The organism is Hydrotalea sp. AMD (assembly GCF_004100315.1).
GTDB lineage: Bacteria > Bacteroidota > Bacteroidia > Chitinophagales > Chitinophagaceae > Hydrotalea > Hydrotalea flava.
This window is the reverse complement of sequence record NZ_SCKY01000002.1, coordinates 182,149-206,589: the sequence shown is the minus strand read 5'-3', so window position 1 is coordinate 206,589 and position 24,441 is coordinate 182,149. Positions and strand designations below refer to the sequence as shown.

Annotated in this window: 23 protein-coding genes and 6 tRNA genes; 6 read left to right on the top strand and 23 right to left on the bottom strand. The window is 35.8% G+C overall.

The window, feature by feature from the left end:
- Positions 1 to 54: 54 nt before the first annotated feature.
- Positions 55 to 1,359 (top strand): threonine synthase, encoded by a 1,305-nt coding sequence (thrC, locus tag EO766_RS02675; RefSeq protein WP_074419541.1) that lies wholly within the window; start codon positions 55 to 57, stop codon positions 1,357 to 1,359.
- On the opposite strand, the gene EO766_RS02670 is transcribed toward thrC, so the two are convergent.
- The 17 genes from EO766_RS02670 to rpsU form a co-directional block, all read right to left on the bottom strand.
- Positions 1,336 to 2,457, bottom strand: a complete 1,122-nt coding sequence (locus EO766_RS02670; RefSeq protein ID WP_074419540.1) for a lactonase family protein — start codon at positions 2,455 to 2,457, stop codon at positions 1,336 to 1,338. The genes thrC and EO766_RS02670 overlap by 24 nt on opposite strands.
- 168 nt (positions 2,458 to 2,625) lie before the next feature.
- The gene (gene rpoB, locus EO766_RS02665) at positions 2,626 to 6,429 is read right to left on the bottom strand and encodes a DNA-directed RNA polymerase subunit beta (RefSeq protein WP_074419539.1); all 3,804 of its coding nucleotides are present in this window, start codon (positions 6,427 to 6,429) and stop codon (positions 2,626 to 2,628) included.
- Positions 6,430 to 6,749: 320 nt separating this feature from the next.
- Positions 6,750 to 7,127: a 50S ribosomal protein L7/L12 gene (gene rplL, locus EO766_RS02660; RefSeq protein ID WP_068246813.1), complete on the bottom strand. Its 378-nt coding sequence runs from the start codon at positions 7,125 to 7,127 to the stop codon at positions 6,750 to 6,752.
- Between the two features lie 110 nt (positions 7,128 to 7,237).
- Positions 7,238 to 7,756 (bottom strand): 50S ribosomal protein L10, encoded by a 519-nt coding sequence (gene rplJ, locus EO766_RS02655; RefSeq protein ID WP_074419542.1) that lies wholly within the window; start codon positions 7,754 to 7,756, stop codon positions 7,238 to 7,240.
- A 52-nt stretch (positions 7,757 to 7,808) separates the two neighbouring features.
- Complete coding sequence (gene rplA, locus EO766_RS02650; protein WP_074419538.1) at positions 7,809 to 8,501, bottom strand: 50S ribosomal protein L1; 693 nt, start codon at positions 8,499 to 8,501, stop codon at positions 7,809 to 7,811.
- A gap of 26 nt (positions 8,502 to 8,527) precedes the next feature.
- The gene (gene rplK / locus EO766_RS02645) at positions 8,528 to 8,971 is read right to left on the bottom strand and encodes a 50S ribosomal protein L11 (protein ID WP_068247125.1); all 444 of its coding nucleotides are present in this window, start codon (positions 8,969 to 8,971) and stop codon (positions 8,528 to 8,530) included.
- A gap of 178 nt (positions 8,972 to 9,149) precedes the next feature.
- Positions 9,150 to 9,752 carry a transcription termination/antitermination protein NusG gene (gene nusG, locus EO766_RS02640; protein ID WP_074420173.1) on the bottom strand — a complete coding sequence of 201 codons (603 nt, stop codon included), beginning with the start codon at positions 9,750 to 9,752 and terminating at the stop codon, positions 9,150 to 9,152.
- Between the two features lie 10 nt (positions 9,753 to 9,762).
- Positions 9,763 to 9,957, bottom strand: coding sequence for a preprotein translocase subunit SecE (gene secE, locus EO766_RS02635; protein ID WP_074420172.1), 195 nt, complete (start codon positions 9,955 to 9,957; stop codon positions 9,763 to 9,765).
- A gap of 109 nt (positions 9,958 to 10,066) precedes the next feature.
- Positions 10,067 to 10,138 (bottom strand) — tRNA-Trp (locus EO766_RS02630).
- Between the two features lie 103 nt (positions 10,139 to 10,241).
- Complete coding sequence (tuf, locus tag EO766_RS02625) at positions 10,242 to 11,432, bottom strand: elongation factor Tu (RefSeq protein ID WP_074420171.1); 1,191 nt, start codon at positions 11,430 to 11,432, stop codon at positions 10,242 to 10,244.
- Between the two features lie 133 nt (positions 11,433 to 11,565).
- Positions 11,566 to 11,640: transfer RNA gene (locus EO766_RS02620), tRNA-Thr, on the bottom strand.
- Positions 11,641 to 11,735: 95 nt separating this feature from the next.
- Positions 11,736 to 11,808, bottom strand: a tRNA-Gly gene (locus EO766_RS02615).
- Between the two features lie 80 nt (positions 11,809 to 11,888).
- Positions 11,889 to 11,971 (bottom strand) — tRNA-Tyr (locus tag EO766_RS02610).
- A gap of 13 nt (positions 11,972 to 11,984) precedes the next feature.
- Positions 11,985 to 12,057: transfer RNA gene (locus tag EO766_RS02605), tRNA-Thr, on the bottom strand.
- 195 nt (positions 12,058 to 12,252) lie between these two features.
- The gene (locus tag EO766_RS02600) at positions 12,253 to 12,555 is read right to left on the bottom strand and encodes an HPF/RaiA family ribosome-associated protein (RefSeq protein WP_074420170.1); all 303 of its coding nucleotides are present in this window, start codon (positions 12,553 to 12,555) and stop codon (positions 12,253 to 12,255) included.
- A 167-nt stretch (positions 12,556 to 12,722) separates the two neighbouring features.
- Entirely contained in the window at positions 12,723 to 13,625 is a 903-nt protein-coding gene (locus EO766_RS02595) for a tyrosine-type recombinase/integrase (RefSeq protein WP_074420169.1), read from the bottom strand.
- A 62-nt stretch (positions 13,626 to 13,687) separates the two neighbouring features.
- Positions 13,688 to 13,885 (bottom strand): 30S ribosomal protein S21, encoded by a 198-nt coding sequence (gene rpsU, locus EO766_RS02590; RefSeq protein WP_068246832.1) that lies wholly within the window; start codon positions 13,883 to 13,885, stop codon positions 13,688 to 13,690.
- A gap of 107 nt (positions 13,886 to 13,992) precedes the next feature.
- Between rpsU and EO766_RS02585 the strand changes: the two genes are divergently transcribed.
- On the top strand, positions 13,993 to 14,589 hold the full coding sequence (locus EO766_RS02585) for a riboflavin synthase (protein ID WP_074420168.1): 597 nt from the start codon (positions 13,993 to 13,995) through the stop codon (positions 14,587 to 14,589).
- Between the two features lie 123 nt (positions 14,590 to 14,712).
- Here the strand turns inward: EO766_RS02585 and EO766_RS02580 are convergent, their stop codons facing one another.
- Positions 14,713 to 15,090 carry an RDD family protein gene (locus EO766_RS02580; RefSeq protein WP_179853754.1) on the bottom strand — a complete coding sequence of 126 codons (378 nt, stop codon included), beginning with the start codon at positions 15,088 to 15,090 and terminating at the stop codon, positions 14,713 to 14,715.
- 148 nt (positions 15,091 to 15,238) lie between these two features.
- Here EO766_RS02580 and tyrS point away from each other — a divergent pair, with 148 nt between their 5' ends.
- Positions 15,239 to 16,525 carry a tyrosine--tRNA ligase gene (tyrS, locus tag EO766_RS02575; RefSeq protein WP_074420166.1) on the top strand — a complete coding sequence of 429 codons (1,287 nt, stop codon included), beginning with the start codon at positions 15,239 to 15,241 and terminating at the stop codon, positions 16,523 to 16,525.
- Positions 16,526 to 16,609: 84 nt separating this feature from the next.
- Here tyrS and EO766_RS02570 read toward each other — a convergent pair whose 3' ends face one another.
- Positions 16,610 to 17,299, bottom strand: coding sequence for an SGNH/GDSL hydrolase family protein (locus tag EO766_RS02570; protein WP_074420177.1), 690 nt, complete (start codon positions 17,297 to 17,299; stop codon positions 16,610 to 16,612).
- 149 nt (positions 17,300 to 17,448) lie between these two features.
- Here EO766_RS02570 and EO766_RS02565 point away from each other — a divergent pair, with 149 nt between their 5' ends.
- Both EO766_RS02565 and EO766_RS02560 read left to right on the top strand, forming a co-directional pair.
- Positions 17,449 to 17,898, top strand: coding sequence for an OmpA family protein (locus EO766_RS02565; RefSeq protein ID WP_074420165.1), 450 nt, complete (start codon positions 17,449 to 17,451; stop codon positions 17,896 to 17,898).
- 112 nt (positions 17,899 to 18,010) lie between these two features.
- A tRNA-Gln gene (locus EO766_RS02560) sits at positions 18,011 to 18,084 on the top strand.
- A gap of 97 nt (positions 18,085 to 18,181) precedes the next feature.
- Here the strand turns inward: EO766_RS02560 and EO766_RS02555 are convergent.
- On the bottom strand, positions 18,182 to 20,566 hold the full coding sequence (locus EO766_RS02555) for a M1 family metallopeptidase (protein WP_074420176.1): 2,385 nt from the start codon (positions 20,564 to 20,566) through the stop codon (positions 18,182 to 18,184).
- Between the two features lie 17 nt (positions 20,567 to 20,583).
- Positions 20,584 to 21,171, bottom strand: coding sequence for a HupE/UreJ family protein (locus EO766_RS02550; protein WP_074420164.1), 588 nt, complete (start codon positions 21,169 to 21,171; stop codon positions 20,584 to 20,586).
- 49 nt (positions 21,172 to 21,220) lie between these two features.
- On the opposite strand from EO766_RS02550, the gene EO766_RS02545 reads away from it, so the two are divergent.
- Positions 21,221 to 21,709, top strand: a complete 489-nt coding sequence (locus tag EO766_RS02545) for a DUF6702 family protein (RefSeq protein WP_074420163.1) — start codon at positions 21,221 to 21,223, stop codon at positions 21,707 to 21,709.
- Here the strand turns inward: EO766_RS02545 and EO766_RS02540 are convergent.
- Positions 21,699 to 23,384 carry an ArnT family glycosyltransferase gene (locus EO766_RS02540; protein ID WP_074420162.1) on the bottom strand — a complete coding sequence of 562 codons (1,686 nt, stop codon included), beginning with the start codon at positions 23,382 to 23,384 and terminating at the stop codon, positions 21,699 to 21,701. The two genes, EO766_RS02545 and EO766_RS02540, sit on opposite strands and share 11 nt — an antisense overlap.
- A gap of 468 nt (positions 23,385 to 23,852) precedes the next feature.
- Positions 23,853 to 24,281, bottom strand: a complete 429-nt coding sequence (locus EO766_RS02535; RefSeq protein ID WP_228733198.1) for a class I SAM-dependent methyltransferase — start codon at positions 24,279 to 24,281, stop codon at positions 23,853 to 23,855.
- Positions 24,282 to 24,441: the final 160 nt, after the last annotated feature.

The window sequence follows — 24,441 nt, the reverse complement described above, 5'->3', positions numbered from 1 at the left end:
TGGCTACACATTTCATTTTAAAACTTCACATCAACATCCATTTATTTTATAATCATGAAATATTTTAGTTTAAACCATAAAGCCCCTGTTGTAGATTTTTCAGTAGCCGCCATTCAAGGACAGGCACCGGATAAAGGGTTGTATTTTCCGGAAAACATACCTGCTTTACCCAAAGGATTTATTGAAAATATTCAACACTACAAGAAAACAGAGATTGGGGTAACCGTAATGCAACCTTATATGGGTAATGCAATGCCTCTTTCCATTCTTGAAAAAATTATTGAGGAAACGGTTGACTTCCCATTTCCTTTAGTAACCATTACACCCTCCATTGCTGCATTGGAATTATTTCATGGTCCAACCTTAGCTTTTAAAGATGTAGGCGCAAGATTTATGAGCAGATGTCTGGCTTATTTTAACCGGAATAATACCCAGCCGGTAACTGTGCTGGTTGCTACTTCCGGCGATACCGGCGGTGCTGTTGCTCATGGATTTTTGGGTGTGAAAGGTGTTGAAGTAATTATTTTATATCCCAAAAATAAAGTAAGTAAAGTGCAGGAATTGCAATTAACAACACCAGGTAACAATATTACAGCACTTGAAATTGAAGGTAATTTTGATGATTGCCAGGCAATGGTGAAGGAAGCATTTATGGATAAAGATTTAAACCGGAAATTAACGCTTACTTCTGCCAACTCTATCAATGTAGCCAGATGGCTGCCACAACAATTGTATTATTTTTTTGCATACCAGCAATGGCAACAGCAAACCCCTCCCGTTATATCTGTACCAAGCGGTAATTTTGGTAATATCTGTGCAGCAATACTGGCACACCATTCGGGCCTGCCTGTTCAGCATTTTATTGCAGCTTGTAATGCCAATAAAGTAGTAACCGACTATTTAAATACCGGTACCTATCATGCCCAACAATCTGTTCCAACCTTTTCCAATGCAATGGACGTGGGCAATCCAAGTAATTTCATAAGAATTCTTGAAATATTTCAACACTCATTTCAATCATTAAAAAATAAAATAAACAGTTTTAGTGTAGATGATGCAACTACCCTACAAACCATACAAACCGTATACAAACAATATAACTATTTGTTAGACCCGCATGGAGCAGTTGCTTTTGCTGCATTATCACACTATTTAAAGCAATTTCCAAATGAACACGGTTATATAGCTGCAACTGCGCATCCGGTAAAATTTCCTGATGTTGTAGAGCTGGCAACCGGTTATCAGGTACCCTTTCCTGAAGCTATTAAGGAACTCTTCACTAAAGAAAAAAAAAGTATGAATATGCCTGCAAACTTTAATGCATTGAAAGAGTGGTTATTGAACAGGAAACATTTTTAAACAAACTGGCTTTTCCGATTTTATTTGTACACCGGTGGGTACTAACATACCGGTACTTTTATAAATGGTAAATACTACAATATTATTTGTATCTCTATTGGCTACCAATAAAAATTTCCCGGTAGGATCAATAACAAAATTTCTGGGATGTACGCCAAGTGTTGACTGATGCCCCAATTCTGTTAAAGTACCATTGGCAGCAATTCGGTAAATGGTAATATCGTTCGCCTTACCCCGATTTGAAGTATATAAATATTTCCCATCAGGAGTAATATGAATGTCTGCACTTCCCCGCTCATTGGGATCACCAACAGTACATGATGCAATGGTTTGTATGGCTTGCAGCCGCCCGGTATTGCTATCATAATTAAAACAAATTACTTTACCGGCCAATTCTGTAATTAAGTATGCAAATTTTTTGTTGGGACTAAATGTTAAATGCCTTGGGCCATATCCGTCAGGAACATCAAATAATGCGGTATCTGTTTCTGATAAAGGCGCTGTTTCATTGGTAGGATTAAAATGATATTGATACACTTTATCTGTTCCTAAATCATCCACAAATAAATATTTATTGCCAGGAGAAAAAATGGTACAATGTACATGTGCCTGTTCCTGTCGGGTAACGTTTACACTATATCCGTGATGTTCTATATTTTGTGCCAGTGGTTGCAAAGAACCATCTGCATTAATCTTTAACATAGACAAGCTACCGCTGCTATAATTAGCCACAGCAGCCCATGTATGGGTAGCATCTACATCAATATAGCAGGGATCATCTCCCCCACTCGGCGTGGTATTTAACAATTGTAGTGTTCCATTTTTTTTATTGAAAGAAAAGGCACTTACGGCCCCCGGAATTTCTTTGTGATTTTCATTCACAGCATAAACAAATTTGCCATTATCTGAAACGGTAAGATAAGAAGGATTGGATGTTCCAGTAAATGTACTCACCAAATTAGCAGAACCGATATTCGTATTAAACTTATACACTTCAATATGATTGGTATAACTACCTACCATCATATAATATTCATGGGGCTGACTGATTCCTAATAAAGAAAAAACTGAACAGCATAGCGCAAGCAATAAACGCATAAAAATTAATTTTAAGTACAAGGTAAATATTTTAAAATGAAAGCATTACTTAAAAAATACTAAGGAGCAGAATTTGATTTTTGTTAAGTAGAATGTACAAAAGAAACAAAATAAAAAAACCGTTTGAAAAAATCAAACGGCTTTGTATGAAAGAAATATTCAGGAAGATTACTCAAATTTTAAATCGAGCCCTAAACCTCTTAATTCATGAACCAATACATTGAAAGACTCCGGCACGCCTGCCTTTGGTATGTTTTCACCCTTTACAATGGCTTCATATGTTTTTGCACGGCCAATAATATCATCAGATTTTAATGTTAATAATTCCTGTAATATATTAGCTGCGCCATAAGCTTCCAATGCCCAAACTTCCATTTCACCAAAACGCTGACCACCAAATTGTGCTTTACCACCCAAAGGTTGTTGGGTAATTAAACTGTAAGGTCCAATTGAACGAGCATGCATTTTATCATCAACCATGTGGTGCAGTTTAATCATGTAAATAACACCCACAGTAGCTTTTTGATCAAAACGTTCACCGGTTTCACCATCATACAAATAAGTATGACCATTTAATGGAATATTCGCATCTTCACAGTATTTTTCAATTTCTGTTGTAGTAGCACCATCAAAAATTGGCGTAGCAAATTTCAACCCTAATTTTTTTCCGGCCCATCCTAAAATGGTTTCATAAATCTGGCCCAGATTCATACGGGAAGGTACCCCTAATGGATTTAATACAATATCCACCGGTGTACCATCTTCCATAAAAGGCATATCTTCGGCACGTACAATTTTTGCAACAATACCTTTATTTCCATGGCGTCCGGCCATTTTATCACCAACTTTCAATTTACGCTTAACAGCCAAATAAACCTTAGCCAATTTTAAAACACCGGCTGGCAATTCATCACCAATTGAAATATTGAATTTCTCTCTTTTGTATCTGCCCAGTTCTTCATTATATTTAATACTGTAATTATGCAACATTGTATTAATATAATGATCAGTTTCGGCTTCACCTGTCCAGCCTAACGGATTAACGCTTTGATACTCAATAGAAGCAATATTTTTGGCATTAAATTTTGCGCCTTTCCCAATTAATACTTCACCAAAAGTATTGGTAACACCGGCAGATGTTTTATCTTTTAATAAAACCTGCAGTTTACTATGCAATTGTTCTTTTAAAACTTCAACATTTTGCTGATGTATTTTTTCTACTTTTTCTAATTGTGATTTTTCTTTTTGTTTACTGTTCTTATCTTTCTTAGCACGCTGAAACAATTTTTTATCAATCACAACGCCTTCTGTTCCGTTAGGTGCTTTTAAAGAAGCATCTTTTGCGTCACCGGCTTTATCACCAAATATGGCTCTTAATAATTTTTCTTCCGGTGTAGGATCAGATTCACCTTTGGGCGTTATTTTACCAATTAATATATCACCCTCTTTAATGGATGCACCAATTCTGATGATACCATTTTCATCCAAATCTTTGGTGGCTTCTTCAGAAACATTTGGTATATCGGGCGTTAATTCTTCTTCACCCAGTTTGGTATCGCGTACTTCTAATTCATATTCATCAATGTGAATAGAAGTAAATAAATCTTCACGAACTACTTTTTCGTTAATTACAATGGCATCTTCAAAATTGTAACCTTTCCATGGCATGAAAGCTACTTGCAAGTTTCTTCCCAAAGCCAATTCTCCATTTTGAGTGGCATAACCTTCGGTTAAGAAATCACCTTTTTTAACAATTTGTCCTTTTTTAACAGCCGGACGAAGATTGATAGAGGTAGCCTGATTGGTTTTGATAAATTTGGTTAATTTATAAACACGCAAATCATCATCGAATGAAATGAGTTTATCAATCTCGCTTCTTTCATAACGCACATGTATTTCATTGGCATCTACAAATTCTATCACACCATCTCCTTCTGCATGAATTTGAATTCTGGCATCACGGGCTGCTTTACCTTCCAAACCTGTACCTACAATCGGAGATTCTAATCTGATTAATGGTACGGCCTGACGTTGCATGTTAGAACCCATCAATGCACGGTTGGCATCATCATGCTCTAAGAAAGGAATTAATGAGGCACTTAATCCTACAATTTGGTTGGGCGCAACATCCATATATTCAACTTCCTCTTTATCTAAAATGGGAAAATCGCCTGTTTCACGGGAAATTACCTGATCTACAGCAAATTCACCATTAGGGGTAAGTGGTGTATTACTTTGTGCAATTTTTGCGGTATCTTCTTCTTCTGCACTTAAATAGGTTAATTCTTTCAAATTAACTTTCCCATTTTCTACTTTACGATAAGGGGTTTCTATAAAGCCCATATCATTAATGGTTGCATGTACACAAAGGGTAGAAATCAATCCGATATTCGGGCCTTCGGGTGTTTCAATGGTACATAAACGACCGTAATGAGAATAGTGAACGTCGCGCACCTCAAATCCGGCTCTTTCTCTGCTTAAACCACCGGGTCCTAAAGCTGAAATCCTGCGTTTATGTGTAATTTCAGATAAGGGGTTGGTTTGGTCTAAGAATTGAGATAATTGGGAAGTACCAAAAAATGAATTAATAACGGAAGATAAAGTACGAGCATTGATTAAATCAACAGGCGTAAATACTTCATTGTCGCGTACATTCATTCTTTCACGAATGGTACGAGCCATACGAGCTAAACCTACGCCAAATTGTGCATACAATTGTTCGCCCACTGTTCTAACACGGCGATTGCTTAAATGATCAATATCATCTACTTCGGCTTTACCATTGGTTAAACGAACCAAATATTTGATAATTTCAATAATATCTAATCTTGTTAATACTTTTTTCTCGATGGATAAATCAAGGTTCAGTTTGCGATTAATTTTATAACGGCCAACTTCACCTAAATCGTAACGTTTGTCTGAGAAAAATAATTTATCGATAATACCACGTGCTGTTTCATTATCTGGAGCATCAGCACCACGTAACTGACGATAAATGTGCTGAACAGCTTCTAATTCACTGTTTGAGGTATCTTTATTTAAAGTATTATAAATAATTGCATAATCACCGCCTACGTCTTCTTTTTGAATGAATACGCTTTTAACGCCTAATTCAATAATTGTATCAATGGCATCTTCATCTAAAATGGTATCGCGTTCCATTACAATTTCATTACGCTCAATCGATACCACTTCACCCGAATCTTCATCTACAAAATCTTCAACCCAGGTTCTTAGTACACGGGCAGCTAATTTTTTTCCAATGAATTTGGATAATTCCTTCTTATCAGTTTTAACTTCATCGGCCATTCCGAATAATTCAAGAATATCTTTATCTGTTTCGTAGCCTATGGAACGTAAGAGGGTGGTTACCGGGAATTTTTTCTTACGATCAATATACGCATACATTACGTTGTTAATATCGGTGGCAAATTCCATCCATGCACCTTTAAAAGGAATTACACGGGCAGAATAAATTTTAGTACCGTTAGGGTGTACAGACTGGCCAAAGAATACACCAGGTGAACGATGTAACTGAGATACAACCACACGTTCAGCACCATTTACTACAAACGTGCCGCGAGGTGTCATATAAGGAATATTTCCTAAAAACACATCTTGAACAATGGTTTGAAAATCCACATGTTCTTCATCATTACAACTTAACCGCAGTTTAGCTTTTAATGGAACGGCATAGGTTAAACCACGCTCCATACATTCTTCAATTGAATAACGTGGCGGGTCAATAAAATAATCTAAAAATTCCAGCACGAAAATATTACGTGTATCTGTAATAGGAAAGTTTTCCTTAAATACACGGAATAGTCCTTCTACATTCCTTTTATCGGGTGTAGTTTCTAACTGAAAAAATTCACGAAATGATTCAAGTTGAATGTCTAATAAATCAGGTGCTTCAGCTAGGTTTTTTGTTTTGCCAAAGTTGATCCTTTTGTTCAGTGTTGTTGTTGACATAGTATTTTGTAAAACCGGTTTTAGCTAAAAAATAGGGAAACGATAGGTTCCCGGCGCTCTGTTATACAAAGATGAAAGGGATTTAATGGCCATTCCCAATTCACCGGAATCTAAATGCCTTAAAATAAGGATGGCAAAAGTACGGAAAGCAGGTGAAAGAAAAAACAAAATTTATTTCAATATTGGCTGGTTTTTGCTTCCGGTACATCAGTCGGGTTGTTCACTACCAACCCAATGCATTACCCAGTCCCGAAATTCCCTTTAAAAAAATTACCTCCGAAAGTATTTCGGAGGTAATGAAGGAATAATTTTCGGTAAAGTTATTTGATTTCAACTTCAGCTCCGGCATCTTTCAGCTTATTGGCTAATTCTTCAGCTTCAGCTTTAGAAATACCTTCTTTTACTGGTTTGGGTGCACCATCAACCAGATCTTTCGCTTCTTTCAAACCTAAACCGGTTAATTCTTTTACAATTTTAACCACATTTAATTTGCTGGCTCCACCACTTTTCAGAATAACATCAAATGAAGTTTGTTCTGCAGCAGCAGCAGCACCGCCACCATCACCACTTGCAACTACTACAGCTGCGGCAGCGGCTGGCTCAATACCATATTCTGCTTTTAATACATCTGCTAATTCTTGTACTTCTTTAACTGTTAAACCTACCAAGGTTTCGGCTAATGCTTTTACGTCTGCCATAATATTTAAGTTTTAAAAACCGCCTTCATTGCGTTTGCTCCGGCGGAAGGTTATGGAAAAATACCCCATTTTTACCTCAGAGGTGTTGGTTATAAAATTTTACAAATGAACTATTCTGCAGCAGTGGTTGTTTCTGCCTGTTTTTCGTGATGGTGCAATAAAGCAGCCAAAACACGTTTTGCAGGAGATTGTAGTAAACCAATTACTTCACCTATCAATTCATCTTTTGTTTTAATTTTTGTTAATGTTACCAGATTAGCATCACCGGTGTAGATATCACCATTAATAAAAGCTGCTTTTAATTGAGGCTTTTCATCATTGCTTGCTTTTCTGAAAGAAGAGATAATCAATGCAGGATCTTTCGGGTTCTCCGAAAAAAGTAACGCTGTTACATTGTGCAATGATTCATATACCCCTGTATATTTTTCAGCATCTAATGCTTCCAATGCTTTTTTAATCAGTGTGTTTTTGGCTACTTTCAGCTCTACATTCTTATCGAAACAGGCTTTACGTAATTTACCTACCTGATCTACTGTTAATGATTCAGTATCGGTAACATAAAAGTTATTGTATTGTGAGAACTTTTCTTTTAAAAGTTCAATCACTTCATTTTTTTGTTCTTTGGTCATAACTAATTTTTTAAATACCCGCGTCATATTCGGAATTCCGAATCACCAGGACTTAGTTTGCTAATGATTTTGCATCTAATGTAATACCGGGGCTCATAGTGCTGGCCATATTAACGCCTTTTAAATAAGTACCCTTTGCAGTTGCGGGTTTTAATTTTAAAATAGCATTAATTAATTCAGTGGTATTTTCTGCAATTTTATTGGCATCGAAAGAAACACGGCCAATGGAAGCATGAACAATACCTGCTTTATCAACTTTAAATGCAATTTTACCACCTTTTACTTCATTCACTGCAGCGGCTACATCGTTGGTAACGGTACCGGTTTTGGGGTTGGGCATTAAGTTACGAGGACCCAATACTTTACCTAGTTTACCAATTTTAGGCATTACTGATGGGGTTGCAATAATTACGTCTACATCAACCCAGCCTGATTCTATTTTTTGAATGAATTCATCCAACCCAACATAGTCAGCGCCAGCCTGTTTTGCAGCATCTTCTTTATCAGGTGTACATAAAACCAGTACTCTTTTGGTTTTACCAGTACCATGTGGTAAACTTACAGTACCGCGTACTTGCTGATCGGCTTTTTTAGGATCAACGCCTAAGCGAATATGTATATCTACAGAACTATCGAATTTGGTGCAATTAATTTCTTTTACTAATACAGCGGCTTCTTTAAGGGAATAAACTTTGTTTTTATCCACCTTACTTTCTGCTACTTTTCTTTTTTTAGTCAGTGCCATTTTATAAAGTTATTTAAGGTGAATAATTAGTTTTTCCAGGGAGCATCCCCCTCAATATTAAGTCCTAAACTACGTGCAGTACCTGCAACCATTTTCATGGCGCTTTCTAAAGTAAAACAGTTCATATCGGGCATTTTATCTTTTGCAATGCCTTCAATTTGTTCCCATGTTACTTTTCCAACCTTAGCACGGTTGGGTTCTTTACTGCCTTTTTGAATTTTTGCTGCTTCCATTAATTGAACGGCAGCCGGTGCGGTTTTAATAACAAAGTCGAAAGACTTGTCGGAATACACTGTAATTAAAACGGGAACAACTTTTCCCATTTTATCCTGAGTTCTTGCATTGAATTGTTTGCAGAACTCCATAATATTAATTCCCTTGGAACCAAGGGCAGGACCTACAGGTGGTGCGGGGTTGGCCTGACCACCTTTTACCTGCAGCTTTACAAAGCCGGAGATTTCTTTTGCCATAATTTTACGATTTGATTGGTAATAACGTTTTGTTTTAAACAAAACTCCCAAGCTCCATCATTACGAATAAGAACTATTTTGGGACGGCAAAGGTAATAGAATTTTTGATTCATTTAACCTTCCAACTAAAAAATCTCCTTATTGGGAGATTTTTTAGAAAATATTTTCTGGATTACCATTAGCTTATTTTTTCAACCTGCATATAATTTAACTCTACAGGAGTTGATCTTCCGAAAATTTTAACGGTAACTTTTAGTTTTTTCTTCTCGTCATTCACTTCTTCAATAATACCATTAAAATCGTTAAATGGCCCTTCAATAATTTTAATGGTTTCACCAACAATAAAAGGCTCGCTGATGCTGATACCCTGATCATTCATTTCATCCACTTTTCCAAGCATTTTATTTACTTCACTTTTACGAAGTGAAATGATATTGCCTTTAGAACCCTTGCCATCAGTAAGAAAATGCATTACATTGCTAATATTGCTAATGTGCTGAACAATTTCATCGTTTAATTTACCATCCGCTACTTCTATCATTACATAACCTGGAAAATAGTTTTTTTCCCGCATTATTTTTTTACCATTCTGCACTTTGTACACTTTTTCCATTGGTAAAAAAACCTGTTTAATAATATCAACCCAACCACTGCGCTGAATATCTTTATCCAGATATTCTTTTACTTTTCGCTCTTTTCCACTCACTACCCGTAACACATACCATTTGGTTTCTGGTTGTGGTGTAGTAATGGCATCTATTACTTCTGAAGAAATCTCCATGGAATAAAAATTACTTGAACAATGAATAAATTAATTTTAGTACCTGGTTGGAGCTAAAATCCATTAACCATACAATACCTGTAATAATGATGGTGGCTACCAAAACAATTACGGTGCTTTGTTGCAACTCTTGCCAAGTTGGCCAGGTTACTTTTTCAACTAACTCGCGGTAGCTGTCTTTAAAATAGGTAGTAACTTTATTCATTTTATTTTTGATGTTATGATGGCAAACACACATTTGTTGCAGCACTACTAATAATCAGTTCGTTGCACAAGGCATGTGTAAACCCCGGTTAAAATAAAACCAACAATAGCACGGGTACTAGGATTCGAACCCAGATCGAAGGTTTTGGAGACCTCTATACTAACCGTTGTACGATACCCGTATAAACTTAAAAGCTATCCCGATGTTGTCGGGACAGCCTTTAAGAAATTTGTCTGTTGCAAATATAAGCGAATTACAACAAAGAATTTATTAAAATAAAGAGCCTATTTCAAAATTTCAGTAACCTGTCCTGCTCCTACTGTTCTACCACCTTCTCTAATCGCAAATTTCAAACCTTTTTCCATTGCGATGGGTTGGATTAATTTTACAGTTAAGTTAATATTATCACCAGGCATTACCATTTCTGTTCCTTCAGGTAAGGAAACTTCACCGGTTACATCGGTAGTGCGGAAATAGAACTGAGGACGGTATTTGTTGAAGAATGGAGTATGACGGCCACCTTCTTCTTTGCTTAATACGTAAACCTCACCTTTAAATTCTGTATGTGGGGTAATGCTTTTTGGTTTGCAAATTACCATACCACGACGAATATCTTTCTTTTCAATACCACGTAATAATAAACCAGCATTATCACCAGCCTGACCTTCATCTAATAATTTCTTAAACATTTCCACACCAGTTACAGTTGAGGAAAGGGGCGCTTCCATTAAACCAACAATTTCAACTGATTCACCAACTTTGATCACACCACGTTCAATACGACCGGTAGCTACTGTACCACGACCTGTGATAGAGAATACATCTTCCACACTCATCAGGAATGGTTGATCAATTGGGCGGGGAGGTAATGGAATATAACTATCAACAGCATCCATTAATTCATCAATTTTACCAACCCATTTTGGATCTTCAGCCAAGGCGCCGGTTGCAGAACCCTGAATAATAGGAGTATTATCACCATCAAAACCATATGAGCTTAATAACTCACGGATTTCCATTTCTACTAATTCTAATAATTCAGGATCGTCAACTAAGTCAACTTTGTTCATGAATACTACAATACGTGGTACACCTACCTGACGGGCCAAAAGAATGTGCTCTTTGGTTTGAGGCATTGGACCATCGGTCGCAGCAACCACCAGAATAGCACCATCCATCTGTGCAGCACCTGTAATCATGTTTTTAACATAGTCAGCGTGACCAGGACAGTCAACGTGTGCATAGTGACGGTTAGCAGTTTGATATTCCACGTGTGCGGTATTAATGGTAATACCACGCTCTTTTTCTTCAGGTGCACCATCAATCTCATCATATTTCCTAGCCACATTACCCATTCCTTTTTTAGATAAGATTGTAGTTATGGCCGCAGTCAAGGTGGTTTTACCATGATCCACGTGACCAATTGTTCCAACGTTAACGTGGGGTTTATCCCTCAAGAAGCTTTCTTTTGCCATTTTATTTGTTTTTAGTTGTGTTTAAAAATTTAAGGCCTCTGCCTTGTTTTAGTTTTTATTTTCTGGATTTTTCAAATCCTGTTATTCAAATTAGTAACACTATTTCCAACTGCACATTCTTTTCCATTATAAATGGAGCCGTTGATGAGAATTGAACTCACGACCTCTTCCTTACCAAGGAAGTGCTCTACCCCTGAGCTACAACGGCCTGATAAAAAAAATCGGTTTCACTTATTAATAGTATTCATTCCAATTCAAAAAGTCATGAACCTATTTTTTTTATTTCCGTTATTTCAGGCAAAGAGCGGGAGACGAGGCTCGAACTCGCCACCTATAGCTTGGAAGGCTATCGCTCTACCAAATGAGCTACTCCCGCTTGAAATTGTAACAGCCACTGAGCCGATACTTTTTCGTTTTAAAGAACTATTTTATTCTTCCAAAAAAAAAGAATAATTGTGGGCAGGAGTGGATTCGAACCACTGAAGTCGAAAGACAGCGGATTTACAGTCCGCCCCATTTGGCCGCTCTGGAACCTGCCCAATACATTTTTTGAGCCGAAGAAGGGAGTCGAACCCACGACCTGCTGATTACAAATCAGCTGCTCTACCAACTGAGCTACTTCGGCTTACACAAAGAACTACCGTTTTTTTCGGGATGGCAAAGGTAATGGAAAACTTATTTCAACAAAATTCTTCTACAAAAATTTTTAATCAGTTTTCAACATTTCTGCAAAAGTACTGCTATTACTGAGCAATTAATTTAAAAATCGAATGCCACAATAGCAAAAAAAAGCCCTCTTTGCAGAGGGCCGGTAAAATTGTTAAGCAATGGTTAGCTTTTCTTTTTTTCGTTTAATTTGATTGATCATGGAATCAAACGCCATATCAAAAGACTCTTCGAATGATTTTGAAGAGGCTTTTACAAAAAAATTGTGTTTGGGAACATGAACGCGGATTTCAACAATCTTGTCTTTAATTTTATGAACTACATTATCCAATTTAAGAAAGACATCTACTTTTAAAACCTGATCATGAAAAGTGTTTAATTTTTCCGTTTTTTTAGTTACATAATCTAACAGTTTAAAATCTGCTTCAAAATGCACAGTTTGAATGTTGATGTTCATAGCAACACACGTTTAATGGTGAAAAAATAATGTAAAGAACTGTTTTAAATGATGTGTTTTTATACATCATCATTTCATGATAAATCTACTGCTTTCATTTTATAAAATAAAGCTAATTCGTCATTGTTTTTCTTAAAAAATTTTCCTATTGCTGGTGCCATAAAATTTCAGGCTTTAGGATGAGCTTTTTTGTGAATATCTTTTAGCTTTTCGATGGTGGTGTGGGTATACACCTGTGTTGCGGCTAAACTGCTGTGCCCCAATAGTTCTTTTACGGCATTTAAATCTGCACCATTGTTTAAGAGATGGGTTGCAAAAGTATGGCGTAGCACATGCGGACTCTTCTTTTGCATGGTTGTTACTGTACCCAATAAATTTTTAATGTTTTGATACACCTCTCTAGGTTGCAATGGTTTATTTTTTTTATTCACAAATACACAGGATTCAATAGTTCCAAACTGATGATGCTTTTCCTTCAGATACCCTTTTAACTGAGTCAATAAGGTATCATGAATGGGTATGATTCGTTCTTTGTTCCCCTTCCCTATTACTTTTATTTGTTGGTTGGCAGCATCAATTTGCATTTCTTTTAAATGTATTAACTCACTTAAACGAATGCCGGTAAAATAAAATAACTGTAAAACCAGAAAATTTGTTTTTTCATCCCAATTGGTGGTATCAATAGCTGTTTGTAACAATAATTCCATTTTGGATTCATCTACAAATGCAGGCAGCCTTTTTTTGGCTTTTGGAGAAATAATGGTTGCCATGGGCGGTTGCCGCAACAATCCCAATTTTTGAAGATGCTTGAAAAAAGATTTTAAAGTAGAAATTTTTCGATTGATGCTCTTGGACTCAAGTCCCTGTTCTTTTAAAAATGCAAGCCAACTTTTAATAAATGTGGGCTGAATATCGTTGATAGCCGGAGAATTAAACTGATTGATTTGAAAATGAAGAAATTGCTCCAAATCCTTTTGATAAGCTGCAACGGTATATTTTGAATATCGCTTCTCAAAACTGAGATATTCAATAAATTGTTGTAATTCAGGATATGTTTCAATTATAGACATAAAAAAGTAGCCTAAAATTAACTATCTCAGGCTACTAAATATATTTTGGGTATAAAAGCATTTTATGCTTCTATTTTTCCACTGGCAATTTTCTGCTTGTAGATTGCTTTTAACACAGTTTCTCTGCGTTTAACAGAGGGCTTTGTAAAAGTTTGACGCTCTCTTAATTTAAGCAGTGTTTTGCTTTTTTCAAACTTTTTCTTATACTTTTTCAGCGCCTTGTCAATGTTTTCGCAATCTTTTGAATCGATAATAAGCATAATAAAATATCTCCTTTTTTGAATGAATGGGTTGCAAAGATAATAGGTTCCGGTAAAATTCCAAATATCAAAATCATTTTTGTGTCTTTTCCATTTAAATTGCAGGCATGTTTACAGGAATTATTGAATGTACCGGCTATGTTGAAAAGATTGAAAAAAGTGGTACAAATACCATATTTTGGATCTCATCGCCACTTAGCAATGCTTTAAAAACCGACCAAAGTGTATCGCACAATGGTGTTTGCCTTACTATTGAGGCTGTTAAGGATAATTTGCATCGGGTTACCGCTATTGAAGAAACATTACAAAAAACCAATTTAAACCATTTACAACCGGGCGATATGGTGAATATTGAACGCTGTATGGTTATGAACGGACGTATAGACGGGCATTTGGTGCAGGGCCATGTAGATTGTACTGCCACTTGTACAGCAGTTCAAAACTTAAACGGAAGTTGGGAGTATTCTTTTCAGTTTCCTTCGGCACATGCAACATTGGTGATTGAAAAAGGCTCTATTTGTGTAAACGGCATTAGTTTAACCTGTTTTAATGTTACGGAAAACAGTTTTAAAGTAGCCATTATTCCTTATACATATGAACATACCAACATGTCAACTGTAACCATCAACACTGAAGTGAATCTTGAATTCGATGTAATTGGAAAATACATCTTAAGAATGGAAACGCTAAAAAAATTATCTTAAATCATTTTCCTTTTCCAAAAACATCTTATAAAATTTTTACAAAATCTTTACTTTAAGGTAATGCGCTCAAAATAGTTGGTGATTTTTTAGTTTAAAAAAATACAGTCATGTCTTTCCAAAAAATTAAGCTTCTACTACCCTGGTTTTACTTAAATAATCATGCAATGGCATTTCTAAAAAAGGAATAAAAAAAGCATCTATGATAGTTAACCGGATAATACTGCGCACAAATACAGGCCATATACCGGGTTTACCTCCCGATTGGGTTACCACCTTACTTCGTGAAAACCATTTTCCCGGTGTACGTGCAAAGATCCATTCAAACAAAAAATAATATACGAACACTACCAATCCAAATATTTCACCAAAACTATAAGGCGTGTATTCATAAAAAACAACATACCAATCCCATACTTTATTCAATAAATATGCGATAGAAAACACAAAAATTAAATCTACCAGAAAATTAAGCACCCGGGTACCAAAACCTACTATTTGCATATTGTTATTATTTTTATGATAGAACTTCCCACTGTGGCATCTTCCTGAATTATTGAACAGCATCAGCTGATTCATTTGCAAACATAACGCAACAATTACATTTATTCCGAACATCAAAGTAATTACTTTTGCGCAAATTGAATTTTGTATGAATCTAATGGAAGAATTGCAATGGCGTGGATTAATTCAGGATATAATGCCCGGAACCATTGAACAATTGAATAAGGAAATGACCTCGGCCTATATTGGTTTTGATCCTACTGCAGATAGTTTACATATTGGCAGTCTGGTGCCTATTTTATTATTGGTTCATTTGCAAAAAGCAGGGCATAAACCCTTTGCTTTAGTAGGCGGTGCAACAGGCATGGTGGGCGATCCGAGCGGAAAAAGTGAAGAAAGAAATTTGCTGAGTGAAGATGTTTTACAGCACAATGTGCAATGCGTAAAAAAACAGTTAGAAAAATTTTTAGACTTTGATACCACAAAGCCCAATGCCGCCGAAATGGTGAATAATTACGACTGGTTTAAAGACATGAGTTTTCTGCATTTTATCAGAGATGTAGGAAAGTATATTACCGTAAACTATATGTTGGCCAAGGATAGTGTAAAAAAACGGATAGAAAATGAAAATGGAATGAGTTTTACCGAATTTACCTATCAGTTGGTACAGGGCTATGATTTTTACTGGCTTTATACACACAAAAACTGCAAACTGCAAATGGGTGGCAGCGATCAGTGGGGTAATATTGTAACCGGAACTGAAATTATCAGAAAAAAAGCAGGCGGCGAAGCCTTTGCATTTACCTGCCCGCTGATAACCAAAGCAGATGGCGGTAAGTTTGGTAAAACTGAAAAAGGCAATGTTTGGTTAGATGCACAAAAAACTTCTCCCTATCAATTTTATCAATTTTGGATGAATGCCAGTGATGAAGATGCAAAAAAATGGATTAAAATATTTACGCTGCTACCAAAAGAAACCATTGAAAGCTTATTGGAAGCACATAACAAAGCGCCGAATGAAAGGATTTTACAAAAAAAATTAGCCGAATCATTAACCATTTTTGTGCATAGCAAAGCAGATTATGATTTTGCAGTGCAGGCGTCTGAAATATTATTTAATAATGAAACTGCTGATATACTGGCCAGCTTAAGTGAAAAGCAACTAATACAGGCTTTGGAAGGTGTGCCTACCATCACCATTTCAAAATCACAAATTGAAAACGGTTATGATTTATTAAACTTTTTAACTGAAACCAGTATTTTTCCCAGTAAAAGCGAAGCCAGAAAAATGTGGCAGAATGGTGGTATCCGCATCAATAAAAAGAAAATTGAAACCGATTATGTGCAGATTACAAAACAAGACCTTTTGCAAAACAAATACCTCCTCATTCAAAAAGGAAAAAAAAATTACTATTTAGCAGTTGTAAATGATTAGGATTTGAGTAGGCTTACTCAATTTTGTATTCATCTAAATTATTTAAAAAAGACAGTTTACTTTCAAACAAACTGTCTTTTTGTTTTATAAAAAACCGGGAATTTGAGCAATGGTTTGCCAAATATTTTCTGCTACCATCCTATTGCCGGTTTCATTTAAATGAACCCCATCTTTGGTTAAAACCCCCCTGTCGGCATTGGTATGATTTTGTGCTGCAATACAATCAAATGCCGCTTTTCGCAAATCACAAAGTGGTACCTGGTAAGTGGTGGAAAGATTTCTGATAATACCATTGTATACATCAATATCATCATCTTGCCGGTTTTGACCTTGTAATTTTTCGCCAATGGATATAATGGTGCATAAAACCACAGGAATATTGGACGCCTGAAGTTTATTTAAAATGGCTTTGTAGAATTTTTCAAACTTATTGGCATCGGTACCTGTTCCGTGCGATACTTTATGCCATACATCATTTACGCCAATTAAAATAACTACCAAAGCAGGATTTTTATTCAAAACATCATCTTCTAACCGAAGGTATAAATCGTAAATTTTATTGCCACTAATACCTGCCCCCAAACAAGTTAGCTGAGATAAGCCATTTTGTACTATTTTTTCATTTAACAACTGCAAATAACCACCAGGCAACGTGCCAAATTCGGTAATTGAATCGCCGAAAAATAGAATTGTTTTTGTTTTTTTTGAAACTGTGTACGACATAAGCAACATTACAATTACAAATAATGCCAATAAAATTAGTTTACTTTCCATTTGGATACCCATCAGGGATGAATTAAAGATAACCTGTTGCAACGGAAATAAAAAAGATGTGAGATCATTTTTTAACCATAAAATCTATTCCATACAAAATAAATAGAGGAACTTAGTGTTTCTTTTATATTCAACACTAAAATTGATACATGTTAAAAAAAACACTTTTCTTACTGGGTATCATTTTTTCAGGACTTTTGGCAAAAGCTGTTGAACCAGATACCACCAGTGCCAGGGTATATTTTCAATTCAATAAACCCGATTTAACACCTGCTGCAAAATTAATTTTAAATGATGTACCGCCCGGCGATTCAAGTATTACTTTAACCAGAATTAGAATTTATGGTAATGCACTTTCTAAAGAAAAAAATACAAACCTTGCTGTTAAAAGAGCCAATAATATTAAAAAATATTTAATGCGAATTGGTATCAATCCGGCTATCATTTCAACATTTGCAGTTTCAGAAAATGGCACTGCACTCCCCCAGCAAAATGATGAAGTTGTTGTTACCATTTTAATTGATTACGATGCAGCGGTAATAGAAAGAACGATTATTATAAAATCACCCGCAAAACAAACTGATTATTTGAAAGATTGAAGCCTTATTGAAGTTGTAACCAGAAAATTCCCTTTTATTGTGATAAAATTTTTTGGAACAAACCAAAGGCTCCCCTATTTTTGCACCCCAATGTAAAAATTGGTGATAGGATTGGGTTATGGTGTAACGGTAGCACTACAGATTTTGGTTCTGTCTGTCTAGGTTCGAATCCTAGTAACCCAACCAAAAATAAGCCCTGGTAAATATTTCCGGGGTTTTTTATTGCAATAAAAAACCGAAGTATTGACAGTACTTCGATTTTTTGTTTTAATTTATTATGAAATCAATTTTTGGAAGATACTTTAATTTCCTGCATTGGATTAGGTGGTGTAACAGGGTTCCTTCTATTGATTAAACCTGCTTTAAATAATTCAAATTTAGTAGGCGCACTTACTTTTGGCCACGAATTATTACTTTCATCAATATCTGCAGTTTCGCGTAATGGGTCTAATTGCATTGATTTTACTGCCTGATTGGTAACAAATACTTTGGTTACCTCATTTTCATTTTTTCGCCAAATTTGTGCAGGTATTCTTTCAACAGCTGTGGTGCCATCTTCAAATGTGAATTGAAGAATGATGGGCATTACCAACCCGCCTTTATTTTTAAAAGTTATTTCATACAAGTGTTTACCCAGATAAGGCTTTAATTCATCCTGCGTAAACTTTTCTGCAGTACCGCTTGCAGGAAGTGTTACATGAATCGTTGAATCGTACGGAATGATACCGCGGTCATATTTCCAGTAAAAATCGCGGAGAGAGGTATCTGCATCGGTAAGAAAAGTAATGGAATTATTTTCCCTGTTCCTTATTTTAGAAATATCATCAAACTGAGGAACTGCAGGTTTGGCTAATGGCATTGTACGAACGCCATTTCGCTGCGGCATGGCACCTATTGAAGCAGCATCGACTACAGCATGTTTTACTGAATCAATGGCAATATCGCAGGGATCGGTACTGTAAAACCAACCTCTCCAAAACCAGTCTAAATCTTCACCGCTTGCATCTTCCATTGTCCTAAATAAATCGGCAGGTGTTGGATGTTTGAATGCCCACCGGCGTGCATATTCCCGGAATGCAAAATCAAACAACTCATGCCCCATAATAGTTTCGCGTAATATATTTAATCCGGTAGCCGGTTTGGTATATGCATTAGGGCCAAACTGAACAATATTTTCACTATTGGTCATAATAGGTTCTAACTGATCTTTAGGCAAGCGCATGTAATCGGTTATTGTCCAGGCGGCTCCTTTACGGGATGGAAATTTATTGTCATACAATTCTTCGGTGAGGTATTCAACAAAACTGTTCAGGCCTTCATCCATCCATGTCCATTGGCGTTCATCACTATTTACAATCATTGGGAAGAAATTATGCCCCACTTCATGAATTATCACACCTAACATGCCATTCTTAACGGCTTCGCTGTAAGTGCCATCTTTTTCGGTTCTTCCATAATTAAAACAAATCATAGGATATTCCATGCCATTGCTGGCTTCGATACTTTGTGCCACAGGATAGGGATATGGTATAGAAAATTTTGAATACGTTTTAATGGTATGTGCCACTACCCTGGTTGAAAATTTTCGGTATAATCCATATGCTTCTTTACCGTAAGCGCTCATACACATAATTTTTTTACCATCTATATAAGCAGGCATAGCATCCCAAATAAATTTTCGGGATGATGTCCATGCAAAATCGCGTACATTATCGGCTGAAAATATCCAGGTTTTGGTTGCAGATATTTTCCCTGTTTCAGCCTTTTTTGCCTCATCTAAGGTTACTATTTCAATCGGTTCTTTGGCAGTTTGTGCTTTGTTCCAACGTGCTAATTGATTGGACGACAAAACCTGATTATAGTTTTGGCAGGTGCCGGTTGCCATTACAATATGATCGGCAGGCACTGTCATTTGTACTTTAAAATTTCCAAAAGTTAATGCAAACTCGCCTCTGCCGGTAAACTGATGGTTTTGCCATCCTTGAAAATCGCTGTACACACACAAACGGGGATACCATTGCGTAATAGTAAATAAATAATTTCCATCTTCAGGAAAGTATTCATAACCACCACGGCCTCCCATTTGCATTCTGTCGGAAATTTTATAACTCCAGTTTATTTTAAAATTAAATTGCTGGCCTGGTTTTAAGGGGTGAGGCAAATCAATGCGCATCATGGTTTTATTGATGGTGTAAGGCAATGCCTTTCCTGTTGCCAGATTGATGACTGCATGAATTTTATCGCCATAACCATTATCTTCTTTCGATGTTTCTAATCTGTTAATCATGGCATTTGTCATGCGGTTATTCAGATAGCTGGCATCCTGATAATTGGCATTGTGCAAATTATTGTGTTCATTTTCATCTAACTGAATCCACAAATAGGTAAGCGCGTCGGGTGAATTGTTGTAATAGGAAATATTTTCCGTTCCGGTTAACATCAATTTTTTCTCATCTAATGAGCATTTTATATCATAATCGCAGCGTTGTTGCCAGTATTTAGGCCCCGGGGCGCCACTGGCCGTTCTGTACTCATTGGGTGTTGGTAAAATGGTGCCCAATTGTTCAAATTTGTTTCCATGGTTGGAACCCGGATTGTTTTGAATATTTTGTGCTGGCAAAACACGCCAACCAGGCAGTAATACCAGTAATAGTAGCCACTTTCTCATAGCATTTATGTTATTTTTTAAAAATGAAAAGGCATTCGTTGTAAACACATTTCTAAAGATAAGGCAATAATGACTGCCGACAAAAACAGCAAATAATCTCTTCGGTTAACGCTAAAAATTTGCACCATTATAAAAGCAATTACCAAAATAATGAGTACAATAATAAGTTGCCCAACCTCTAAGCCACAGTTAAAGGCAAATAATTGCCAAATAATGTTTTGATCTTTCCCCAATAAACTCTTTAAATAATTACTAAAACCCAACCCATGAATTAATCCAAAAAATAATGCAAAAAAATAAATAACCGGAAACTTTGCTTTGAACACAAATTTTTTCACAAAAAAATTACTAATGGCTGTAATTAAAATGGTAACAGGAATTAAAAACTCAATCCATCGTGCTGAAAAATGCACTACATTCAAAACACTTAAAGCAAGGGTAATAGAATGGCCAATGGTAAATGCGGTTACTAAAATTAAAATTTTTTTCCAATCTGCAAATTGATATCGGGTGCATAAAGCTGCAATAAACAGAATATGATCTAATGCAGTGATATTGGCAATATGTTCACGCCCTAATGTAAAATACAAATTAAAATCGCTCATGGCGTTCAATATAATACCGACATTTGTAATCACCAAAAAATTAAGATAAATGGTTGCTTTACTGTATAAATGGATATGGATTACCTGCATTACCGCCATGCACCCGTTTTATGTTTCGGTTATTGATTTGCATCACAATGCAAAAGAAAAAATGGTGGAAGTAAGTATTAGAATTTTTACAGATGATCTGGAACAGGTTTTAAAAAAACATTTTAATAAAAATGTAGACCTTACGCATCCTGCAAATAAAGCAGAAGTAAATAATATGATTCAACAATACATTACGCAGAAAATGAATGTTAAAATCAATAACGCATCTGTTCATTTAAAATATGTTGGGTACGAAATTCAAAAAGAAAGTGTGTGGAGTTACTTTGAGATAGAAAATATTCCATCCATCAAAAAAATGGATATAACATCAACGCTATTGTATGATTACCAGCCAACACAAGTAAATATTTTTCATGTAAACTGCAATGGTGAAGATAAAAGTTACAAGTTAGATAACCCGCAAAACGCTGTAAGCTTTACTTTTTAACCGTTTTTTTGAGGGGTGGTATTAAATCCACAATGGCATAGTGCTGCAATTCTTCCGGCCTGGTTTCCGGATTAAGAAAGTCAAAACTCAATTGTGTTACATGAAAATTATCGCCCCGGTGCAACACTTTGGCATAGGGAAATTTCTTTTCAATTATAGCAACACTATCAGCATTGGTTACAGCAACTTCGCCTTCTTTTAATCCATTTATGGTGGTGTCAGGAAAAATATATTGTCCATAAAAATAAAATGGATAGCCAGGATGTATGCCTGCAACAATCACCTTCGACTTGTCAATATGTTTGGCGTTGATAAACCCGGCTGCAGTATTGCCCATTTGGTATTGCAATAAAGCAGGATAGAATGCAGTATTTAAAAACACATTGATGCCGATAATGGTAAAGAATGCAATAACAGGTAACCGGTGAAAATGTAATTTTTTAGAATAAAAAAGCGAGTACATTAATAATAAACATAATGCAGATAATGTTGCTACAAATTTGGGTATATCTGAAAAAGGAAATGCCATTAATACAATTAATGCCAGCCAAAGCACAGTAAAAATAAGAAGGTGTAATAAAACCAGGATTCGCCGTAAATGCCTCCATTTATGTTCAAAAAACAAAGCATATAAAAACTTTGCAGTTACAATTGCTGCGAAAGGGAATGCTACAAAAATATAGTGTGGCAATTGTGCCTGGCTTCTGGCTAACACGCAATAGGTAATAATGAAGCCTCCGGTGGTAATCCACTCCTGCTGTTCAGTAAGTTTACCTTTTTGCTTTATTACTGTTTTTATTTCTAAAAACAATCCAACCAGAAAAAAAATAATCCATGGCGAAAAGCTCCACAACATATTTTGCAGTAAAAAGGTAAACTGATTCATTTCTCGGTTGGCATTCTCGCCGGTATAACGGCCAAAACTTTGCGTCCAGTAATAAAACCTCAATCCTGATGTGATATAATTTCCGCCTACCATTTTACCGGGATGCATATCAAACTGTTGGTACAATCCTATACTCATTGGCAATAATAGTATTGCTATTATTAGCAGGCCCGGAATGTATTCCCAACGATAGAACTGCTTCCATTCCCTACGTAAAATAAAATGGGGCAGAAATGCAAAAACCGGTACAAATAATGCTATAGGCCCTTTTGTAAGCATACCACCAGCAATAGCTATAAAGCCCAACACAAAATGAATATACTTTTTGTTTGTATACCATTCTGCCAATTGCCAGATACTGAAAATAACCCAACCCATTAACATGGTATCGGCTCTTACATCATGATTCATGAGGAAGAGTGCCTGACTGGCTGCCAGCACCATAGCACTCAGCATGGCTGTTTCTTTCTTATAATAAAGCAATGCCAACCGGTAAGTAGCATAAATAGCTACAATAGAAAATAAAACAGATGGCAAGCGATAAGCCCAATCATGAACACCGAAAATATACATACTTAATCCGGATAGCCAGAAAAGCATGGGTGGTTTATCTAAATAATCGTGGCCTAAATCATATACTTGCAGATAGCTTTTGCGGACAAACATTTCTCTGGAAATGGATGCATACTGCGCCGCATCAATATCCATTAGCGGAATTAAAAACATTCCCAATATATAAGTAAATATGCATAAACCTATTACAAATAATACAACATTTTTTTTCAACATACCTGCTGCCTTAATCCACCATTACAAATAAATCATTTGGTTGCAAAATACAGTTAAATAGTTACAGAAATATCAAAATAAAACACAAATATTACTGTATTGCTCCATTTTATTTGCGTAAAAATGGCAAGCATTATGCTGTAATGCTTGGGTTACTGATTTTTTTTGCAATGATAATTATACTGGGCAATTGCTTCAGGTGAAATGGCTCCAGTGCATAATTCCCAAAAACTTCCTAAATTTGCAAATGTTGGTAGGCCATTATTTCAGTAAAATCAACCAATGTAAACTTTGCAACTTTTTCGGTAAATAAATGCTTTAAGGTAGTATTGCCTTTTTCAGCTACCTGAATTTGTTTATAAAAATGTTCCGGACCCTACCAACGTGTAATATAAAAAACGAGATGATTGATTTCAATTTGCTCTGTTTTTTTTAAATAACTTTCTACATACTGAACATTCATATAATCTAAAAAAAAACACCATTCGGTTTTAGGCATTGAGCAATGGTACGGATAGCATTATTATGTTCTCTCAACGTTCTAAAAAAACCAAAACTGGTAAAAAAATTAAATGCAAAATCAAAATAATTTACATAAAAGGGCAGTCGCATATCATGCACAAAAAAATGTAACCTGTCATTTTCAAATTGCTTAGCTTCTACTATATTTTCTGGTGCCAAATCAATGCCGGTTACATCAAATCCTTTTTCGGCAAATATTTTACTATGACGCCCTTTTCCGCAGGCAACATCTAAAATAGTATATGAAATAGCCGGTTTTAAATACTGCAGCAAATGAATAATCCATTCATTGGCCTCATCTTCATTTCTGTTTTGATATAATAAATGATAATATGGTGAATTAAACCAGTCTTTATACCAATTTCTTAAAGGCATCCACTAATTGCTATTAGTGAAGCTGCAAAATTACAAATAGAAAGTTGGTAATGATGTAAAACAAATGTTTGTAAACAATAAGGCCACTATAATTAAATTAATGAAAAAAATATGAATCAATTACTTAAATTTGCATTCCCCCTGCAGAGAAAATAAGCGA